The organism is Streptomyces sp. NPDC028305, assembly GCF_055569495.1.
Genome location: NZ_JBVHTN010000008.1, coordinates 143,536 through 159,495, shown reverse-complemented (window position 1 = coordinate 159,495; position 15,960 = coordinate 143,536). Strand labels below are relative to the sequence as shown.

The following is a 15,960-nucleotide window of genomic DNA, read 5'->3' as shown; positions in this document are numbered from 1 at the left end:
CGCACCGCTTCTTGACGCCCGGCCGTCCACACGGCTAGCGTCTGTTGAATCGTTTCATAGTTGCCTTCGAGGAGACGCATGTCTGACCTTTCGGCCGTGAAGGCGGCCCTCAAGACCCAGGCCGTCGAGACGCCGTCATGGGCGTACGGCAACTCTGGAACCCGCTTCAAGGTCTTCGCCCAGCCCGGTGTTCCGCGCACCCCCCAGGAGAAGCTCGACGACGCCGCCCAGGTGCACGCCTTCACCGGCGTGGCCCCCACCGTCGCCCTGCACATCCCCTGGGACAAGGTGGACGACTACGCGGCGCTCGCCAAGCACGCCGAGGAGCGCGGCCTGAAGCTCGGCGCCATCAACTCCAACGTCTTCCAGGACGACGACTACAAGCTCGGCTCGGTCACCAACCCCGACCCCGAGATCCGCGGCAAGGCGCTCGCCCACCTCCTGGAGTGCGTCGACATCATGGACGCCACGGGCTCCCGCGACCTGAAGCTCTGGTTCTCCGACGGCACCAACTACCCCGGCCAGGACGACATCGCCGCCCGCCAGGACCGCCTCGCGGAGGCCCTCCAGGCCGTCTACGAGCGGCTGGGCGAAGACCAGCGGCTGCTGCTGGAGTACAAGTTCTTCGAGCCCGCCTTCTACACCACCGACGTCCCCGACTGGGGCACGGCCTACGCCCACTGCCTCAAGCTCGGCCCCAAGGCTCAGGTCTGCGTGGACACCGGCCACCACGCGCCCGGCACCAACATCGAGTTCATCGTGGCGCTGCTGCTGCGGGAGGGGAAGCTCGGCGCGTTCGACTTCAACTCCCGCTTCTACGCGGACGACGACCTCATGGTCGGCGCGGCGGACCCCTTCCAGCTTTTCCGCATCATGTACGAGGTGGTCCGCGGCGGCGGCCTCGACTCGGGCGTCGCGTTCATGCTGGACCAGTGCCACAACATCGAGCCGAAGATCCCGGCGATCATCCGCTCGGTGATGAACGTGCAGGAAGCGACGGCGAAGGCCCTCCTCGTCGACCGGGACGCGCTGGCCGCCGCCCAGGCCTCCGGCGATGTCCTCGGCTCCAACGCGGTGCTGATGGACGCGTACAACACCGACGTGCGGCCGCTACTCGCGGAGGTCCGCGAGGAGTTGGGGATCGACCCCGATCCCATGGCCGCGTACAAGGCCTCCGGGTGGGCGGAGCGGATCGTGGCGGAGCGGGTGGGTGGGACGCAGGCGGGCTGGGGCGCGTAGCGCCTGGCGGCGGGCTTTGTTCCCCACCCCGCCCCTTCCCGAACCATGGGGCTCCGCCCCCTGGACCCCGGCCATCACCGGGGCGCCGTCCCGGCCAGGCACGGGGGCTCCGCCCCACGGCCCCGGCGGGCGGTGGCAGGAGGGCTCCGGCCGACGGCCAGGGCTCCGAACCGCCGCTGGGGAGCCGCCGCCAACGGGCCGGGCGGGCCGAGCGCGGGGACGGGCACCCAGCCACCGCCGGGAGAACCCCAGGCGGGTCCATGTGGCGGGGCTGTGCCCCTGGACCCCGGCCATCACCGGGGCGCCGTCCCGGCCAGGCACGGGGGCTCCGCCCCACGGCCCTGGCTGGGAGAGCCCCAGGCGGAGCCGGGGCGCGCCGCACCGGAGGCCTGGTTGCCCGGACCCGCCACTGGCGGGCAGTGGCACGAGAGCTCCGGCCAGGACCGCCAGGCCCGGCGGTGGCTCCGCGCCATCCCGCGGAACCACCACCGGGAGAACCCAGGCGGGACCGGGGCACGCCGCACCGGAGGCCTGGTTGCCCGGACCCGCCACTGGCGGGCGGCGGCACGAGAGCTCCGGCCGGGACCGGGGGCTTCGGGCCGTCCCTGGGAGCCACCGCGGGGAGAACCCCAGGCGGGGCGGGCGCGGACCTGGCCGGGAATGTACGACCCCGCCGTGGCGGGGATCGGCCGACTTCATCAACCACACGAAGAGGAAGAACATGACCGCAGAACTGCACCCCGAAGCGGCCACCCTGCTGGAGCGATCGCACCGCCTCGGGGCGGACCCCCGGAACACCAACTACGCGGGCGGGAACACCTCCGCCAAGGGCACCGCGACCGACCCGGTGACCGGGCAGGATGTCGACCTCATGTGGGTGAAGGGCTCCGGGGGCGACCTGGGGACCCTGACCGAGGCCGGGCTCGCCGCGCTGCGGCTGGACCGGTTGCGGGCGCTGACCGAGGTCTACCCAGGGGTGGATCGCGAGGACGAGATGGTCGCCGCGTTCGACTTCTGCCTGCACGGCAAGGGCGGCGCCGCGCCGTCCATCGACACCGCCATGCACGGCCTGGTCAACGCCGCCCATGTCGACCATCTGCACCCTGACTCCGGCATCGCGCTCGCGTGTGCCGCCGACGGCGAGGCGCTCACCAAGGAGTGTTTCGGCAACCAGGTCGTATGGGTTCCCTGGCGCCGCCCCGGGTTCCAGCTCGGCCTGGACATCGCCGCCATCAAGAAGGCCAACCCCGAGGCCATCGGCTGCATCCTCGGCGGTCATGGCATCACCGCCTGGGGCGACACCTCCGACGAGTGCGAGGCCAACTCGCTCCGTATCATCCGCACCGCCGAGCAGTTCCTCGCCGAGCGCGGCAAGGCGGACCCCTTCGGCCCCGCCATCTCCGGCTACGAGCCCCTGCCCGAGGCCGAGCGCCGCGCCCGCGCCGCCGCGCTCGCCCCCGTCCTCCGTGGCCTCGCCTCCACGGACCGCCCGCAGGTCGGCCACTACAACGACAGCGCCCCCGTCCTCGACTTCGTCTCCCGCGCCGAACACCCACGGCTGGCCGCGCTCGGCACCTCGTGCCCGGACCACTTCCTCCGTACCAAGGTCCGCCCCCTGGTCCTGGACCTCCCGCCCACGGCCCCCCTCGACGAGACGATCGCCCGTCTCAAGGAACTGCACGCCGCCTACCGCACGGACTACCAGGCGTACTACGAGCGGCACGCCACTCCCGACTCCCCCGCGATGCGCGGCGCCGACCCGGCGATCGTGCTCATCCCGGGTGTCGGGATGTTCAGCTACGGCAAGGACAAGCAGACGGCCCGGGTGGCGGGCGAGTTCTACGTCAACGCGATCAATGTGATGCGGGGCGCCGAGGCCGTATCGACGTACTCCCCCATCAAGGAGTCGGAGAAGTTCCGCATCGAGTACTGGGCGCTGGAGGAGGCCAAGCTTCAGCGGATGCCGAAGCCCAAGCCCCTGGCGACCCGTATCGCCCTGGTCACCGGCGCCGGCTCGGGCATCGGCAAGGCCATCGCGCAACGTCTGGTGGCCGAGGGCGCCTGCGTGGTCGTCGCGGACATCAACGCGGAGAACGCCGCGGCCGTAGCAGCCGACCTGGGCGGCCCCGACAAGGCCGTCCCCGTCACCGTCGACATCACCTCCGAAGACGAAATCGCCGCAGCCTTCCAAGAAGCGCTCCTGGCCTTCGGAGGCGTGGACCTCCTCGTCAACAACGCGGGGATCTCCATCTCCAAGCCTCTCCTCGAAACCACCGCCAAGGACTGGGACCTCCAGCACGACATCATGGCGCGCGGCAGCTTCCTCTCCTCCCGCGAAGCGGCCCGGGTCATGATCGACCAGGGCATGGGGGGCGACGTCATCTACATCGCCTCCAAGAACTCCGTCTTCGCGGGGCCGAACAACATCGCCTACTCCGCCACCAAGGCCGACCAGGCCCACCAGGTGCGCCTCCTGGCAGCCGAACTGGGCGCACACGGCATCCGGGTCAACGGAGTCAACCCCGACGGAGTCGTACAGGGCTCAGGAATCTTCGCGGGCGGCTGGGGCGCACAGCGCGCGGCCACATACGGCATCCCCGAGGAAGAGCTGGGCAAGTTCTACGCCCAGCGCACCCTGCTGAAGCGCGAGGTCCTGCCCGAGCACGTGGCGAACGCGGTCTTCGCGCTCACCGGGGGCGATCTGACGCACACCACCGGTCTGCACGTCCCGGTCGACGCCGGGGTCGCGGCGGCCTTCCTGCGCTGACACGCACGTGAGGGGGGCGGGGGTGCAGGGGTGGTGCCCTGGACGCTTACGCATATGTGTGGCGCCAAGTTCCGGCCCACCCCACGCTTCCGGGCACCGGCGCCGTAAATATGCGGTCCAGGGTGACAGCCCCTTAAGGCCCCGCCCCCGCCCCGTACCGAGCACCGCAACAACACCACACGAGGATCCCGTGCCACCCACTCCGCCCAAACAGAGCTTCGCCGCCGTAGACCTGGGCGCGTCCAGCGGCCGCGTCATGGTCGGCACGGTCGCCCCCGGCGCCCTCTCGCTCCAGGAGGTGCACCGCTTCCCCAACCACCCGGTCCGCATAGGCGGCACCCTGCACTGGGACATCCTCGCCCTCTACCAGGGCGTCCTGGACGGCCTGCGCGCCGCGGCCGAGGCCGCCCGGGCCGCGAACACCCGCCTGACCAGCGTCGGCATCGACAGCTGGGCCGTCGACTACGGCCTCCTCGGCGCCGACGGCGCGCTGCTGGGCAACCCCGTCCACTACCGCGACACCCGCACCGACGGTGCGGCCGAACAGGTCGCCGCCGTCCTCCCGCCCGAGGACCTGTACGCGGCCACCGGCCTCCAGCACCTCCCCTTCAACACCATCTACCAGCTGACCGCCGCCCAGGGCAGCTCGGCCCTCGCCGCCGCGCACCGCCTGCTCCTCATCCCGGACCTCATCTCGTACTGGCTGACGGGCGAGGCGGGCACCGAGCTGACCAACGCCTCCACCACCCAGCTGATCGACCCCCGCACCCGCGACTGGTCCCGGGCCGTCGCCGCCGTCGCCGACACCCTCGGCATCGACCTGTCGCTCTTCCCGCCTCTCCGCCACCCCGGCGACCCGGCGGGAGAGCTGCGCCCGGAGATCCTGTCCGCGACCGGCCTCGAAGGCCCCGTCCCCGTCACCGCCGTGGGCTCCCACGACACCGCCTCCGCCGTCGTCGGCGTCCCCGCCACCACGCCCGACTTCGCGTACATCGCCACCGGCACCTGGTCCCTGGCCGGGCTGGAGCTGAACGCCCCGGTCCTCACCGAGGCGAGCCGGCGCGCCAACTTCACCAACGAACTCGGCGTGGACGGCACGGTCCGCTATCTGCGCAACATCATGGGCCTGTGGATGCTCCAGGAGTGCCTGCGCACCTGGGAGTCCGAAGGCAGTCCCCAGGACCTGCGAACGCTCCTCGACGAGGCAGCCCGAGCAGCACCCCTCCGCTCCGTGGTCGACGCCGGAGCCCCCGAGTTCATCGCCCCGGACCGGATGCCCGACCGGATCGCGGAGGCCTGCCGCCGCACCGGCCGGCCGGTCCCCCGGACCCCCGCCGAGACCACCCGCTGTGTCCTGGACTCCCTCGCCCTGGCCCACCGCCGCGCGATCGAGGACGCCCAGCGCCTGTCCGGCCGTACCGTGCGTACCGTGCACATCGTCGGCGGCGGCGCGCACAACGCGCTGCTGTGCCGGCTGACCGCGGACGCCTGCGGGCTGCCGGTGGTCGCGGGCCCGGCGGAGGCCGCGGCGCTCGGCAATGTCCTGGTCCAGGCCCGGACCGCGGGCGTGGTCACCGGCGGCCTGCCCGAGTTGCGTGCGCTGCTTCACAGCACCCAGCCGCTGAGGCAGTATGAGCCTTCGGGTGATCAAGCGGCGTGGTCCCGGGCGGCCGCCCTCGTCGAGGGCGGGCGGGCCGAGGGCCAGGAGGAGGAACCGTGCGCGTAGCGCTCTTCATCACCTGCGTCAACGACACGCTCTATCCCCGCACCGGGCACGCCGTCGTCACCCTCCTCGAACGGCTGGGTGTCGAGGTCGGCTTCCCGCCGGGGCAGAGCTGCTGCGGGCAGGCGCAGTTCAACACCGGCTACCGCCACCAGACCGAGCCCTTGGTGCGCCGCTACGCCACCGCGTTCCAGGACTACGACTACGTGGTCACCCCCTCCGGCTCGTGCGCCGCCATGGTGCGCGACAACTACCCGAGGATCGGGGCGAAGGCGGCCGCCGAGGGCCGTGGCCAGGAGCTGACCGAGCTGGCGGCCGCGGCGGTGCCCAAGACGTACGAACTCACCGAGTTCATCACCGACGTCCTCAAGGTGACCGACGTGGGCGCGTACTACCCGCACACCGTGACGTACCACCCCACCTGCCACGGCCTGCGGATGCTGCGCCTGGGCGACCGGCCGCGCAGGCTGCTGTCGGCCGTCGAGGGTCTTGAGCTGGTCGAGTTGCCGGGCGCGGAGGAGTGCTGCGGCTTCGGCGGCACGTTCGCCGTGAAGAACACGGCGGTCTCGGCCGCGATGGGCGCCGACAAGGCGCGCAACATCACCGCGACCGGGGCCGAAGCGGTGTGCACGGTCGACAACTCGTGTCAGATGCACATCGGCGGGACGCTCGCCCGGCAGGGCTCGACGGTCCGCCCGATCCATATCGCCGAGATCCTGGCGAGCACGGAAGGAGACGTCTGGTGACCGGCACCTATCTGGGCATGCCCGCCTTCCCCGACGCGGCCGCGGTCTCGACGAAGAACACGCAGCTGCGCGCCAATCTGCGGCACGCCACGCACACCATCCGCGCCAAGCGCGCCAAGGCCGTCGCGGAGCTGGACGACTGGGGCGGGCTGCGCGCCGCGGGTGCGGCGATCAAGGACCGTACGCTGCGCCATCTCGACCACTACCTGGAGCAGTTGGAGAGCGCCGTGACCGCGGCGGGCGGCCAGGTGCACTGGGCGGCGGACGCGGACGAGGCGAACCGGATCGTCACCGAGCTGGTCCGGGCCACCGGCGAGCGCGAGGTCGTCAAGGTCAAGTCGATGGCCACGCAGGAGATCGGGCTGAACGACGCGCTCGCCACGGCGGGCATCCGCGCGTACGAGACCGATCTGGCCGAGCTGATCGTGCAGCTCGGCGACGATCTGCCGTCACACATCCTGGTGCCCGCGATCCACCGCAACCGCACCGAGATCCGGGACATCTTCACCGACCAGATGGCCCGCTGGGGCCGCCCCGCGCCGGAGGGGCTGACGGACGCCCCGGCCGATCTGGCGGAGGCGGCGCGGCTGCATCTGCGCGAGAAGTTCCTGAACGCGAAGGTCGGGATCTCGGGCGCCAACTTCATGGTGGCGGAGTCCGGCACGCTGGTCGTGGTCGAGTCCGAGGGCAACGGCCGGATGTGTCTCACGCTGCCCGAGACGCTGATCTCCGTCGTCGGCATCGAGAAGGTGGTGCCGACGTGGCAGGACCTGGAGGTGTTCCTCCAGGTGCTCCCGCGCTCCTCGACGGCGGAGCGGATGAACCCGTACACGTCCACCTGGACGGGCACCACCGACGGCGACGGCCCGCGCGTCTTCCATCTGGTGCTGCTCGACAACGGGCGCACGGACACGCTCGCGGACACCGTGGGGCGGCAGGCGCTGCGCTGCATCCGCTGCTCGGCGTGTCTCAATGTGTGCCCGGTGTACGAGCGGGCGGGCGGCCATGCCTACGGGTCGGCGTACCCGGGGCCGATCGGGGCGATCCTCACGCCGCAGCTGCGTGGCACCCAGAGCGAGCTTGACGCCTCGCTGCCGTACGCCTCGTCGCTGTGCGGCGCGTGTTACGAGGTGTGTCCGGTGGCGATCGACATCCCGGAGATCCTGGTCCATCTGCGCGAACGGGTGGTCGAGGGCGGCCCGGTGTCGGTGCACGGGACGCGGACGGTCATCAAACCGGCGAAGGGCCACGCCGCGGAGCGGGCCGCGATGCGGGCGGCGCGCTGGGCCCTGGACCACCCGGGTGTGCTGCGCGCCGGGCAGCGCCTGGCCTCCCGTACCCGCCGCTTCCATCCGCGCCGGCTGCCGGGGCCGGGGCGGGCGTGGACGGACACCCGGGAGCTGCCGGAGGTGCCGGCCGAGCCGTTCCGGGACTGGTGGCGCAGAACACGCGGCGACGAGGGCACGAGCGGCGAGGGGAAGAGGACAACGTGAGCAGCCGAGACCTGGTGCTGGCCCGTGTCCGCCGCGCGCTGGCGGACGTCCCCCGGGCCGAGCGCCCCTCCGACGCCCCCGTGGACCGCGGCTATCTGCGGGCGCACGGGGACCGGACCACTGCGCAGACCGTGGATCTGCTCGCGGAGAACCTGGCCGACTACCGGGCGATCGTGCACCGTACGGACCCGAAGGGGCTCCCGGGCCTGATCGCCCGGCTGCTGGACGGACGCGGCGCGACCAGCGTGGTCCTGCCGCCCGGGCTGCCCGACGCGTGGCTGTCGGCCGTCGACGCGCAGCGGGTGGAGCGGATCGCGGACACGCCGGAGCTGACCCCGCACGATCTGGACGCGGTCTCCAGTGTGGTCACGGGCTGCGCGGTGGCGGTGGCGGAGACGGGGACGGTGGTGCTGGACGCGGGCCCGGACCAGGGGCGCCGTCGCATCACGCTGGTGCCCGACCACCACATCTGTGTCATCCGGGTGCCCGAGCAGGTCGTGGACTCGGTACCGCAGGCCCTTGAGCGGCTCGATCCGGCGCGCCCGCTGACCTGGATCTCGGGTCCGTCCGCGACGAGCGACATCGAGCTGGACCGGGTGGAGGGGGTGCACGGCCCGCGGACACTGGAGGTCGTGCTGGTCGAGAGCTGAAACCACACGAGCAGACCGCACGAGTGAGCCACACGTTCACACCACAAGAGGATGCGCGGCGGATGCGGCCTTGCTCACATACCCGCGGTAACAGCGCTCTTGAGCGGTTTGCACCGGTGCCGTTGTCAGTGGCTGCCCGTACTCTGATCCCCATGCGTCCGACTCCTACTCACCACGAACCCGCTTTACTCACCACCTCGACCGACCAGGCGAACGAGGCGATCCGGGTGTTTCTGCTCGCGCGCGCCGGCCGGGCGCTGGGCCCCCAGGAGCGGGCCGAATACGGTCGGTTGCTGAAGGACTACACCCGGGCGCTGCGGGGAGAGGTCGGGCAGGCGGCGTGAGCCGCTGCGGCGCGCCGGGAGCGTGTCGCGGGTCACGCCCTGCGCTAGTGGCCTGAAGTACCCCTTGTGATGGAGCATCACCGTCCATAGGTTGTGAACTCGTTGTGCGCCCTGCCGCTTGACGCGGGGGTGGAGCGGCAGGGCGCCAACTCATCACGGGGGATCATGGGGGGAATGACCACGCCATGCGCACAGCGGGAAGAGTCATGCTCGGTGTGACAGCCGTCGCGGTCGTGGGCGTCGCGGGCCTCGGCGCGTACAACCTGTACACCGGGCTCACCGGGGGCAACGAAAGTCCGGGCCACGACGGCCCGGTGACCGCGTCCGAAGTGCGGACGACCGCCCATGACTTCCTCGCCGCCTGGGCGGACCGGAACGATCTACGGGCCTCGCAGCTCACCAACGACGCCGCGGCCGCCGTGGCCGCGCTGAGCGGCTACCGCAAGGACGGCCATGTGTCGAAGCTGACACTCAAGGCGGGCCGGGCGCAGGGCACTCAGGTGCCGTTCGACGTCACGGCCGACATCTCATACCAGGGCACCCGCTCCACCTGGACCTATGCCTCGGAGCTGACGGTGGTGCGCGGCAGGACGACCGGCCGCCCGCTCGTCGACTGGACACCCGCCGTGCTGCACCCGAAGCTGACGGCCGAGCGCCCGGCCCTGCGGACGGGCCTCGCCGAGACGGTGTCGGTCAAGGTGGTGGACCGCGACGGCCAGGAGCTGACGGAGGACCACTACCCCTCACTCGGCCCGGTGCTGACCCAACTCCGCAAGAGATACGGCGCCGCCACGGGGGCCAGCGGCCGGATCGAGGTGTGGGCGGCGGGCGCGAGCGGCAAGCCCGCGACCACGCTCCATGTGGTGTCCAAGGGCAAGCGGGGCACCCTGCACACCACGCTCGACGCGCGGGTGCAGAGCCGCGCCGAGGAGGCGGTCGCGAAGCGCACGGGCGCCTCGGTGGTCGCGCTCAAGCCCAGCACGGGCGAGGTGCTCGCGGTGGCCAACTCCGACCGTACGGAGTTCAATCCGGCCTTCCAGGGCGCCACCGCGCCCGGGTCGACGTTCAAGATCGTCACATCGGCGGCGCTGCTGGAGTCCGGTGAGGTCACGCCGGGCCGGGCGGTGCCCTGCCCCAAGACGATCTCGTACCAGCAGGGCATGACCTTCCACAACGTCGAGGACAGCGAGAATCCGGCCGCCACCTTCGCGCAGGACTTCGCCGCCTCCTGCAACACCGCCTTCGTCTCGCTGGCCGGCGATCTGTCCGACGGCGCCGTCGCGGACGAGGCGCGGGAAGTGTTCGGGATCGGGCTCTCCTGGCATGTGGGGGTGGAGACCTTCGACGGCTCGGTCCCGACGGGCGGCGGGGACGACAAGGCCGCCGCGCTGATCGGGCAGGGCAAGGTGCAGATGAATCCGCTCACCGTGGCCTCGGTGGCGGCCACCGCCCAAACCGGCACGTTCCGGCAGCCGGTCATCGTGCCGCGGTCCCTGATCAGCGAGAAGAAGGCGACAGCGGAGCGCAGTCTGAGCCCGGCGGCGGTCCAGCAGCTCAAGAGCATGATGCGGCTCACCGCCACGAGCGGCACGGCGGCCCGCGCGATGGCCGGGCTCACCGGGGACGTCGGGGCGAAGACGGGCTCCGCCGAGATCGACGGGCAGCCGACCACGAACGCGTGGTTCACGGCGTACCGGAACGACATGGCGGCGGCGGCCGTGGTAACGCAGGGCGGCCACGGTGGCGACGCGGCGGGCCCGGTCGTCCGGGACGTCCTCGCGTCCCACGGCTGACGGCGCCTGCGGCGGGCCTTTCCCCACGAGGGCAAGCACAGCCAGCCCGTCCGGCGCTTGAGGACACGCCCGCAGGGCGTCCCGGGGGTCTGGGGGCTTGCCCCCGGTTCGGGAAGGGGCGGGTAGGGGAAAGGCCACCCGGCCGGGGCCGACGCTTCGTACAGGGGTTGCGCGAAGGGGTTGTCCTGATGCGGCGCGCGGCCTAATGTGGCGCCGCGTCATACGGGCCGCACCACCGAGCACGGAGGACCCGGCGTTGAAGCGCACGTCCCGCGACATCCGCACCGCGAACCGCTATGACGTGCTGCGCCACATCATCGCCGAATCCCCCGTCTCCCGGCAGCAGCTGGCCGCCGCGACCGGCCTGAGCCTGGCCACGGTGGCCACTCTCGTGGGCGAGCTGCTGGACTTCGGCATGCTGGTGGAGGTCGGTTTCGAGGACTCGGACGGCGGCCGGCCGCGCGGTCTGGTCGCCGTCAACGCCTCCGGCGGCGCGCTGATCGGGGTGGACGTGGCCGAGACCTATGTTCATGTCGAGCTGTTCGACCTGGCCCTGACCGTGCTGGCCCGCGCCGACGAGGAGCTGCGCCCGGACGAGCGGGACGCGGCGCGGCTCGTGGAGCGCATCGCCGCCGCGGTGGCCGGTGTCGTGGAGCGGTCGGCGGTGGCGGCGGACCGGGTGCTGGGGGTCGGGGTCAGCATGCCGGGGCAGGTGGACCGCGAGGGCGGGGTGTCCGTCTACGCCGCCAACTGGAACTGGCACGACGTCCCGCTGCTGGGCCTGCTGGCCGAACACCTCCCCTACCCGCTCCACCTCGACAACCCGCTGCGCGCCAGCACCGTCGCCGAGCAGTGGTTCGGCGCGGCGCGCGGGCGCGGTGACGCGGTGGTGGTCAACCTGGGTACGGGCGTGGGGGCCGGGCTCGCGCTGGGCGGCGCGCTGCACCGGGGGGTGACCAACAGCGCGGGCGAGTGGGGGCACACCACCCTGGTCCTGGACGGTCGGCCGTGCCACTGCGGCAACCACGGGTGCGTGGAGACATACGTGGGCGCCCCCGCCATCATGCGCACCCTGCGCGAGCTGAGCCCCGGCAGCCCGCTGCTGCGCCCGGACGACCAGACCGCCACCATCGAGGCGCTCGGCCGGGCGCTGGCCGACGGCGATCCGGTGGCCGTTCAGGTGGTCCGGGAGACCGCCCGCTATCTCGGGGCGGCCCTGGCCGATCTGGTCAATCTGCTCAACCCGGAGGTGATCGTGCTCAGCAGCTGGGTGGCGGCCGCGCTGGGTGAGCCGCTGCTGGCCGAGGTGCGCGAGGCGGTGGCGCGGCGCGCGCTGCGCCGCCCGTTCGAGAGCGTCGAGATCGTGCTGTGCCCGATCCCGTCCAACCCCGTGAGCCTCGGGGCCGCGACGTTCGCCCTGGAGAGCTCGCTGGCGGCCATGCGGTCGAAGCACCTCCGCACGTCCTGACGCCCGCACCCCACCCCCCACACCTCGGCAAGCGCTTGCAACAGACTTCGTCCAACCCCTTGCAAAAGTCTCTCGCCCCTCGTTAACGTCCCGTGCTGGCGGCCCGGGCCAAGCGCTCGGGCCGACGCGCGCTCGGGCCTCTGGGGCGCGCGCCGACCGATCCCCTCCCACGCAGATCCCTCACCGCAGACCGAGGAGACCGATGAGCACCACCCCCGACGCCCAACTGCCGTACTACGAGGACGTGTCCCCGGGCAGCGGAGGGCTGCCGCCCCGCGCCTGGGCCCCCGGGTCCGACGCCGCGCGGCTGAGCCTGGGCGGCGACTGGGCCTTCCGGCTGTCGCCGACCGCCACCGCCGAGGACGAGTCCTTCGCCCGCCCCGACTACGACGCCTCCGGCTGGGGCACGCTCGCCGTGCCGGGCCACTGGGTACTCCAGGGCCATGGCGCGCCCATCTACACCAATGTGCTGTACCCGTTCCCGGTCGACCCGCCCCGCGTGCCGAACGAGAACCCGACCGGCGACCACCGCCGCGTCTTCGACCTGCCCGAGGACTGGCCCGCCGAGGGCGGGGCCGTGCTGCGGTTCGAGGGTGTGGAGTCCTGCGCCCGGGTCTGGCTGAACGGGCAGGAGCTGGGCGTCTTCAAGGGCAGCCGGCTGCCGCACGAGTTCGCGGTGGGCGAGCTGCTGCGACCGCGCGGCAATGTGCTGGCCGTGCGTGTCCACCAGTGGTCCTCGGGCAGTTACCTGGAGGACCAGGACCAGTGGTGGCTGCCCGGGATCTTCCGCGAGGTGACCCTGGAGCACCGTCCCGCCGACGCGGTCACCGACTTCTTCGTGCACGCATCGTACGACCACGCCTCGGGCGAGGGCACGCTGCGGGTCGACGCCGAGCCCGGCGGCCGGGTCACCGTGCCGGAGCTGGGCCTCGACCTGGCCACCGGCGAGAGCGCGACCGTGGCCGTCGAGCCGTGGACGGCCGAGACCCCGCGGCTGTACGACGCCACGCTCGCCACCGGCGGCGAGCGGGTGGCGCTGCGGGTGGGCTTCCGTACGGTCGTCGTCGAGGACGGCGTGATCAAGGTCAACGGCAAGCGGGTGCTGTTCCGCGGGGTCAACCGGCATGAGTTCCACCCCGAGACCGGCCGCACGGTGGACCTGGACACCATGCGCCAGGACCTGGTGCTGATGAAGCGGCACAACATCAACGCCGTACGCACCAGCCACTACCCGCCGCACCCCGCCCTCCTCGACCTGTGCGACGAGCTGGGCCTGTGGGTGATCGACGAGTGCGACCTGGAGACCCACGGCTTCGTCGACCTCGGCTGGCGCGGCAATCCGGTCGACGACGACCGCTGGACCCCGGCGCTGGTGGACCGGGCCCGCCGGATGGTCGAGCGCGACAAGAACCACGCGTCGGTGGTGATGTGGTCGCTGGGCAACGAGTGCGGCACCGGCCGCGGGCTGACCGCCATGGCCGACTGGATCCGCGAGCGCGACCCCTCGCGCGTGATCCACTACGAGGGCGACATGTCCTGCGCCGACACGGACGTCTACTCGCGGATGTACGCCTCGCACGAGGAGGTCGGCCAGATCGGGCAGCGGACCGAGGCCCCCTGGGCGGACGCCGAGCTGGACGCCAAGCGCCGCGGGCTCCCCTTCGTCCTCTGCGAGTACGCGCACGCCATGGGCAACGGGCCGGGCGGACTCAGCGACTACCAGCGCCTGTTCGAGGCGCACGAGCGCTGCCAGGGCGGCTTCGTCTGGGAGTGGATCGACCACGGCATCGCCAAGCGCACCGCCGAGGGCGAGCTCTTCTACGGGTACGGCGGGGACTTCGGCGAGGAGCTGCACGACGGCAACTTCGTCTGCGACGGCCTGATCTTCCCCGACCGCACCCCGTCCCCCGGTCTGATCGAGTACAAGAAGGTCATCGAACCGGTCCGGATCGAGGGCGACGGCGCGGCGGGCACGGTCCGGGTGACCAACACCCACGACTTCGCCGACCTCTCCCACCTGGCGTTCTCCTGGGCCTACGAGGTCGAGGGGATGGCGTTCGAGAGCGGCGAGCTGGCGGTTCCGCCGCTGGCCCCGGGCGAGTTCGCCGACCTCAAGCTGCCCGACCGGCCGGCGGCGGACGCCGGCGGCGAGGCGCTGTGGACCGTACGGGCGCGACTCGCGGCCGACACCGCGTGGGCGGAGGCGGGCCACGAGGTGGCGTGGGGGCAGATCCCGGCCACCTCACCCACCACGGGAACCGCTGTCGCGGAAGCCGCGCTCGCGCCGCGCCGCGAGGACGGCGCGATCGTGCTGGGCCCGGGCAGCTTCGACCCGGCCACCGGCGCGCTGGTCTCCCTGGGGGGCCTCGCGGTCACCGGGCCCCGGCTCGACCTGTGGCGCGCGCCCACCGACAACGACAACGGCGCGTCCTGGCAGCCCGACGAGCGCTACGGCCTGATCTGGCGTCAGCTCGGCCTGCACCGGCTCCACCACCGCGTCGACGCGGTGGAGTCGGCGGACGACGCGCTGACCGTGCGCACCCGCGTCGCCCCCGCGGCCACCGACGTCGGCTTCGAGGCCGTCTACCGCTGGACCGCCGACGCGGACCGGCTGCGCCTGAACGTCTCCGTCACCCCGCTGGGCGAGTGGACCTGCCCGCTGCCGCGCCTGGGCGTACGGCTCGGCGTCCCCGCGTCGCTGGGCCGGGCCGAGTGGTTCGGCGGCGGCCCCGGCGAGGCGTACCCGGACACCCACGCCGCCTCCCGGATCGGCCGGTGGGCGCTGTCGGTCGACGACATGCAGACGCCGTACGTCCGGCCGCAGGAGAACGGCGCCCGCGCCGACGTCCGCTGGGCGCGGCTGACCGGCGAGGACGGGGCCGGGATCGCGGTCGAGGGCGCGCCGCCGTTCTGGTTCACGGCGCGGCGCTGGACGACGGAGCAGCTGGACGCGGCCGAGCACACGCCGGACCTGTCCCCCTCGGCGGACACGGTGTGGGTCAACCTCGACCACGGCCAGCAGGGCATCGGCAGCCAGTCGTGCGGGCCCGGGGTGCTCCCGCAGTACCGCCTCGACGCCGCGCCCGCGGAGTTCTCCTTCACCTTCTCGAGCATCTAGGAGGGGCCGGCGCCGCACGACGGAGGGGGTCACGCGGCGCCGCGCACCGTGCCGGCACGTGGTTTCCCCGGCGTCGGGCACATGCGCAGGGGGCGCGCGGGTCATCACCCGCGCGCCCCCTGGGCGTCTGTCCACGTCCCGTTACGCCGCCCTGTTCCGCAGCGCCTCGAGCGCCTTGTCCGCGTGCACGCTCATCCGGAACTCGCTCTTGACGATCTCCAGCACCCGCCGGTCGGTGTCGATCACGAAGGTGACCCGCTTGGTGGGGACGGCCGAGATGCCACGCCTGACCCCGAACCGCTCCCGTACGGTCCCCTCCGGATCGGACAGCAGCGGATAGCCGAAGGAGTGCGTACGGGCGAACTCCGCCTGCTTGTCCACCGAGTCCGCGCTCACCCCGACCGGCTGGGCGCCGAGCGCCTTGAACTCCCCCGCGATGTCCCGGAAGTGACAGGCCTCTTTCGTGCAGCCGGGGGTGAAGGCCGCGGGATAGAAGAACAGCACCACGGGGCCGTTCTCGAGCAGCCCGCTCAGTGTGCGGGCGGCGCCGGTCTCGTCCGGCAGTTCGAAGTCCTCGACGACATCACCGATATCCATGGAGCGAGGCTACTCGGCGGCC

At 72.4% G+C, this 15,960-nt stretch carries 11 protein-coding genes; 10 read left to right on the top strand and 1 reads right to left on the bottom strand.

Going from position 1 to position 15,960, the window contains the following annotated elements:
* Positions 1-78 precede the first annotated feature (78 nt).
* From rhaI to ACZ4WQ_RS34070, 10 genes are all read left to right on the top strand, one after another.
* Entirely contained in the window at positions 79-1,239 is a 1,161-nt protein-coding gene (gene rhaI / locus ACZ4WQ_RS34115) for an L-rhamnose isomerase (RefSeq protein WP_311730668.1), read from the top strand.
* A 721-nt stretch (positions 1,240-1,960) separates the two neighbouring features.
* Positions 1,961-4,006, top strand: coding sequence for a bifunctional aldolase/short-chain dehydrogenase (locus ACZ4WQ_RS34110; RefSeq protein ID WP_468022688.1), 2,046 nt, complete (start codon positions 1,961-1,963; stop codon positions 4,004-4,006).
* Between the two features lie 190 nt (positions 4,007-4,196).
* Positions 4,197-5,732, top strand: coding sequence for a rhamnulokinase (locus ACZ4WQ_RS34105; protein ID WP_385346382.1), 1,536 nt, complete (start codon positions 4,197-4,199; stop codon positions 5,730-5,732).
* Positions 5,723-6,475 (top strand): (Fe-S)-binding protein, encoded by a 753-nt coding sequence (locus tag ACZ4WQ_RS34100; protein ID WP_311730664.1) that lies wholly within the window; start codon positions 5,723-5,725, stop codon positions 6,473-6,475. Before ACZ4WQ_RS34105 ends, ACZ4WQ_RS34100 begins: the two co-directional genes overlap by 10 nt.
* The gene (locus ACZ4WQ_RS34095; protein ID WP_468022687.1) at positions 6,472-7,968 is read left to right on the top strand and encodes a lactate utilization protein B; all 1,497 of its coding nucleotides are present in this window, start codon (positions 6,472-6,474) and stop codon (positions 7,966-7,968) included. Before ACZ4WQ_RS34100 ends, ACZ4WQ_RS34095 begins: the two co-directional genes overlap by 4 nt.
* Positions 7,965-8,618 (top strand): LutC/YkgG family protein, encoded by a 654-nt coding sequence (locus ACZ4WQ_RS34090; RefSeq protein ID WP_468022686.1) that lies wholly within the window; start codon positions 7,965-7,967, stop codon positions 8,616-8,618. The genes ACZ4WQ_RS34095 and ACZ4WQ_RS34090 overlap by 4 nt, the downstream gene beginning before the upstream one ends.
* Positions 8,619-8,770: 152 nt before the next feature.
* Positions 8,771-8,962: a hypothetical protein gene (locus ACZ4WQ_RS34085; RefSeq protein ID WP_311730661.1), complete on the top strand. Its 192-nt coding sequence runs from the start codon at positions 8,771-8,773 to the stop codon at positions 8,960-8,962.
* Positions 8,963-9,168: 206 nt separating this feature from the next.
* Positions 9,169-10,755 (top strand): penicillin-binding transpeptidase domain-containing protein, encoded by a 1,587-nt coding sequence (locus ACZ4WQ_RS34080; protein WP_468022685.1) that lies wholly within the window; start codon positions 9,169-9,171, stop codon positions 10,753-10,755.
* Between the two features lie 256 nt (positions 10,756-11,011).
* Positions 11,012-12,223, top strand: a complete 1,212-nt coding sequence (locus tag ACZ4WQ_RS34075) for an ROK family transcriptional regulator (RefSeq protein WP_311730659.1) — start codon at positions 11,012-11,014, stop codon at positions 12,221-12,223.
* Positions 12,224-12,425: 202 nt separating this feature from the next.
* A complete protein-coding gene (locus ACZ4WQ_RS34070; protein ID WP_398375515.1) occupies positions 12,426-15,341 on the top strand; it encodes a glycoside hydrolase family 2 TIM barrel-domain containing protein in 2,916 nt (971 codons plus the stop codon).
* A 141-nt stretch (positions 15,342-15,482) separates the two neighbouring features.
* Here the strand turns inward: ACZ4WQ_RS34070 and ACZ4WQ_RS34065 are convergent, their stop codons facing one another.
* Positions 15,483-15,938, bottom strand: coding sequence for a peroxiredoxin (locus ACZ4WQ_RS34065; protein WP_311730657.1), 456 nt, complete (start codon positions 15,936-15,938; stop codon positions 15,483-15,485).
* Positions 15,939-15,960 lie beyond the last annotated feature (22 nt).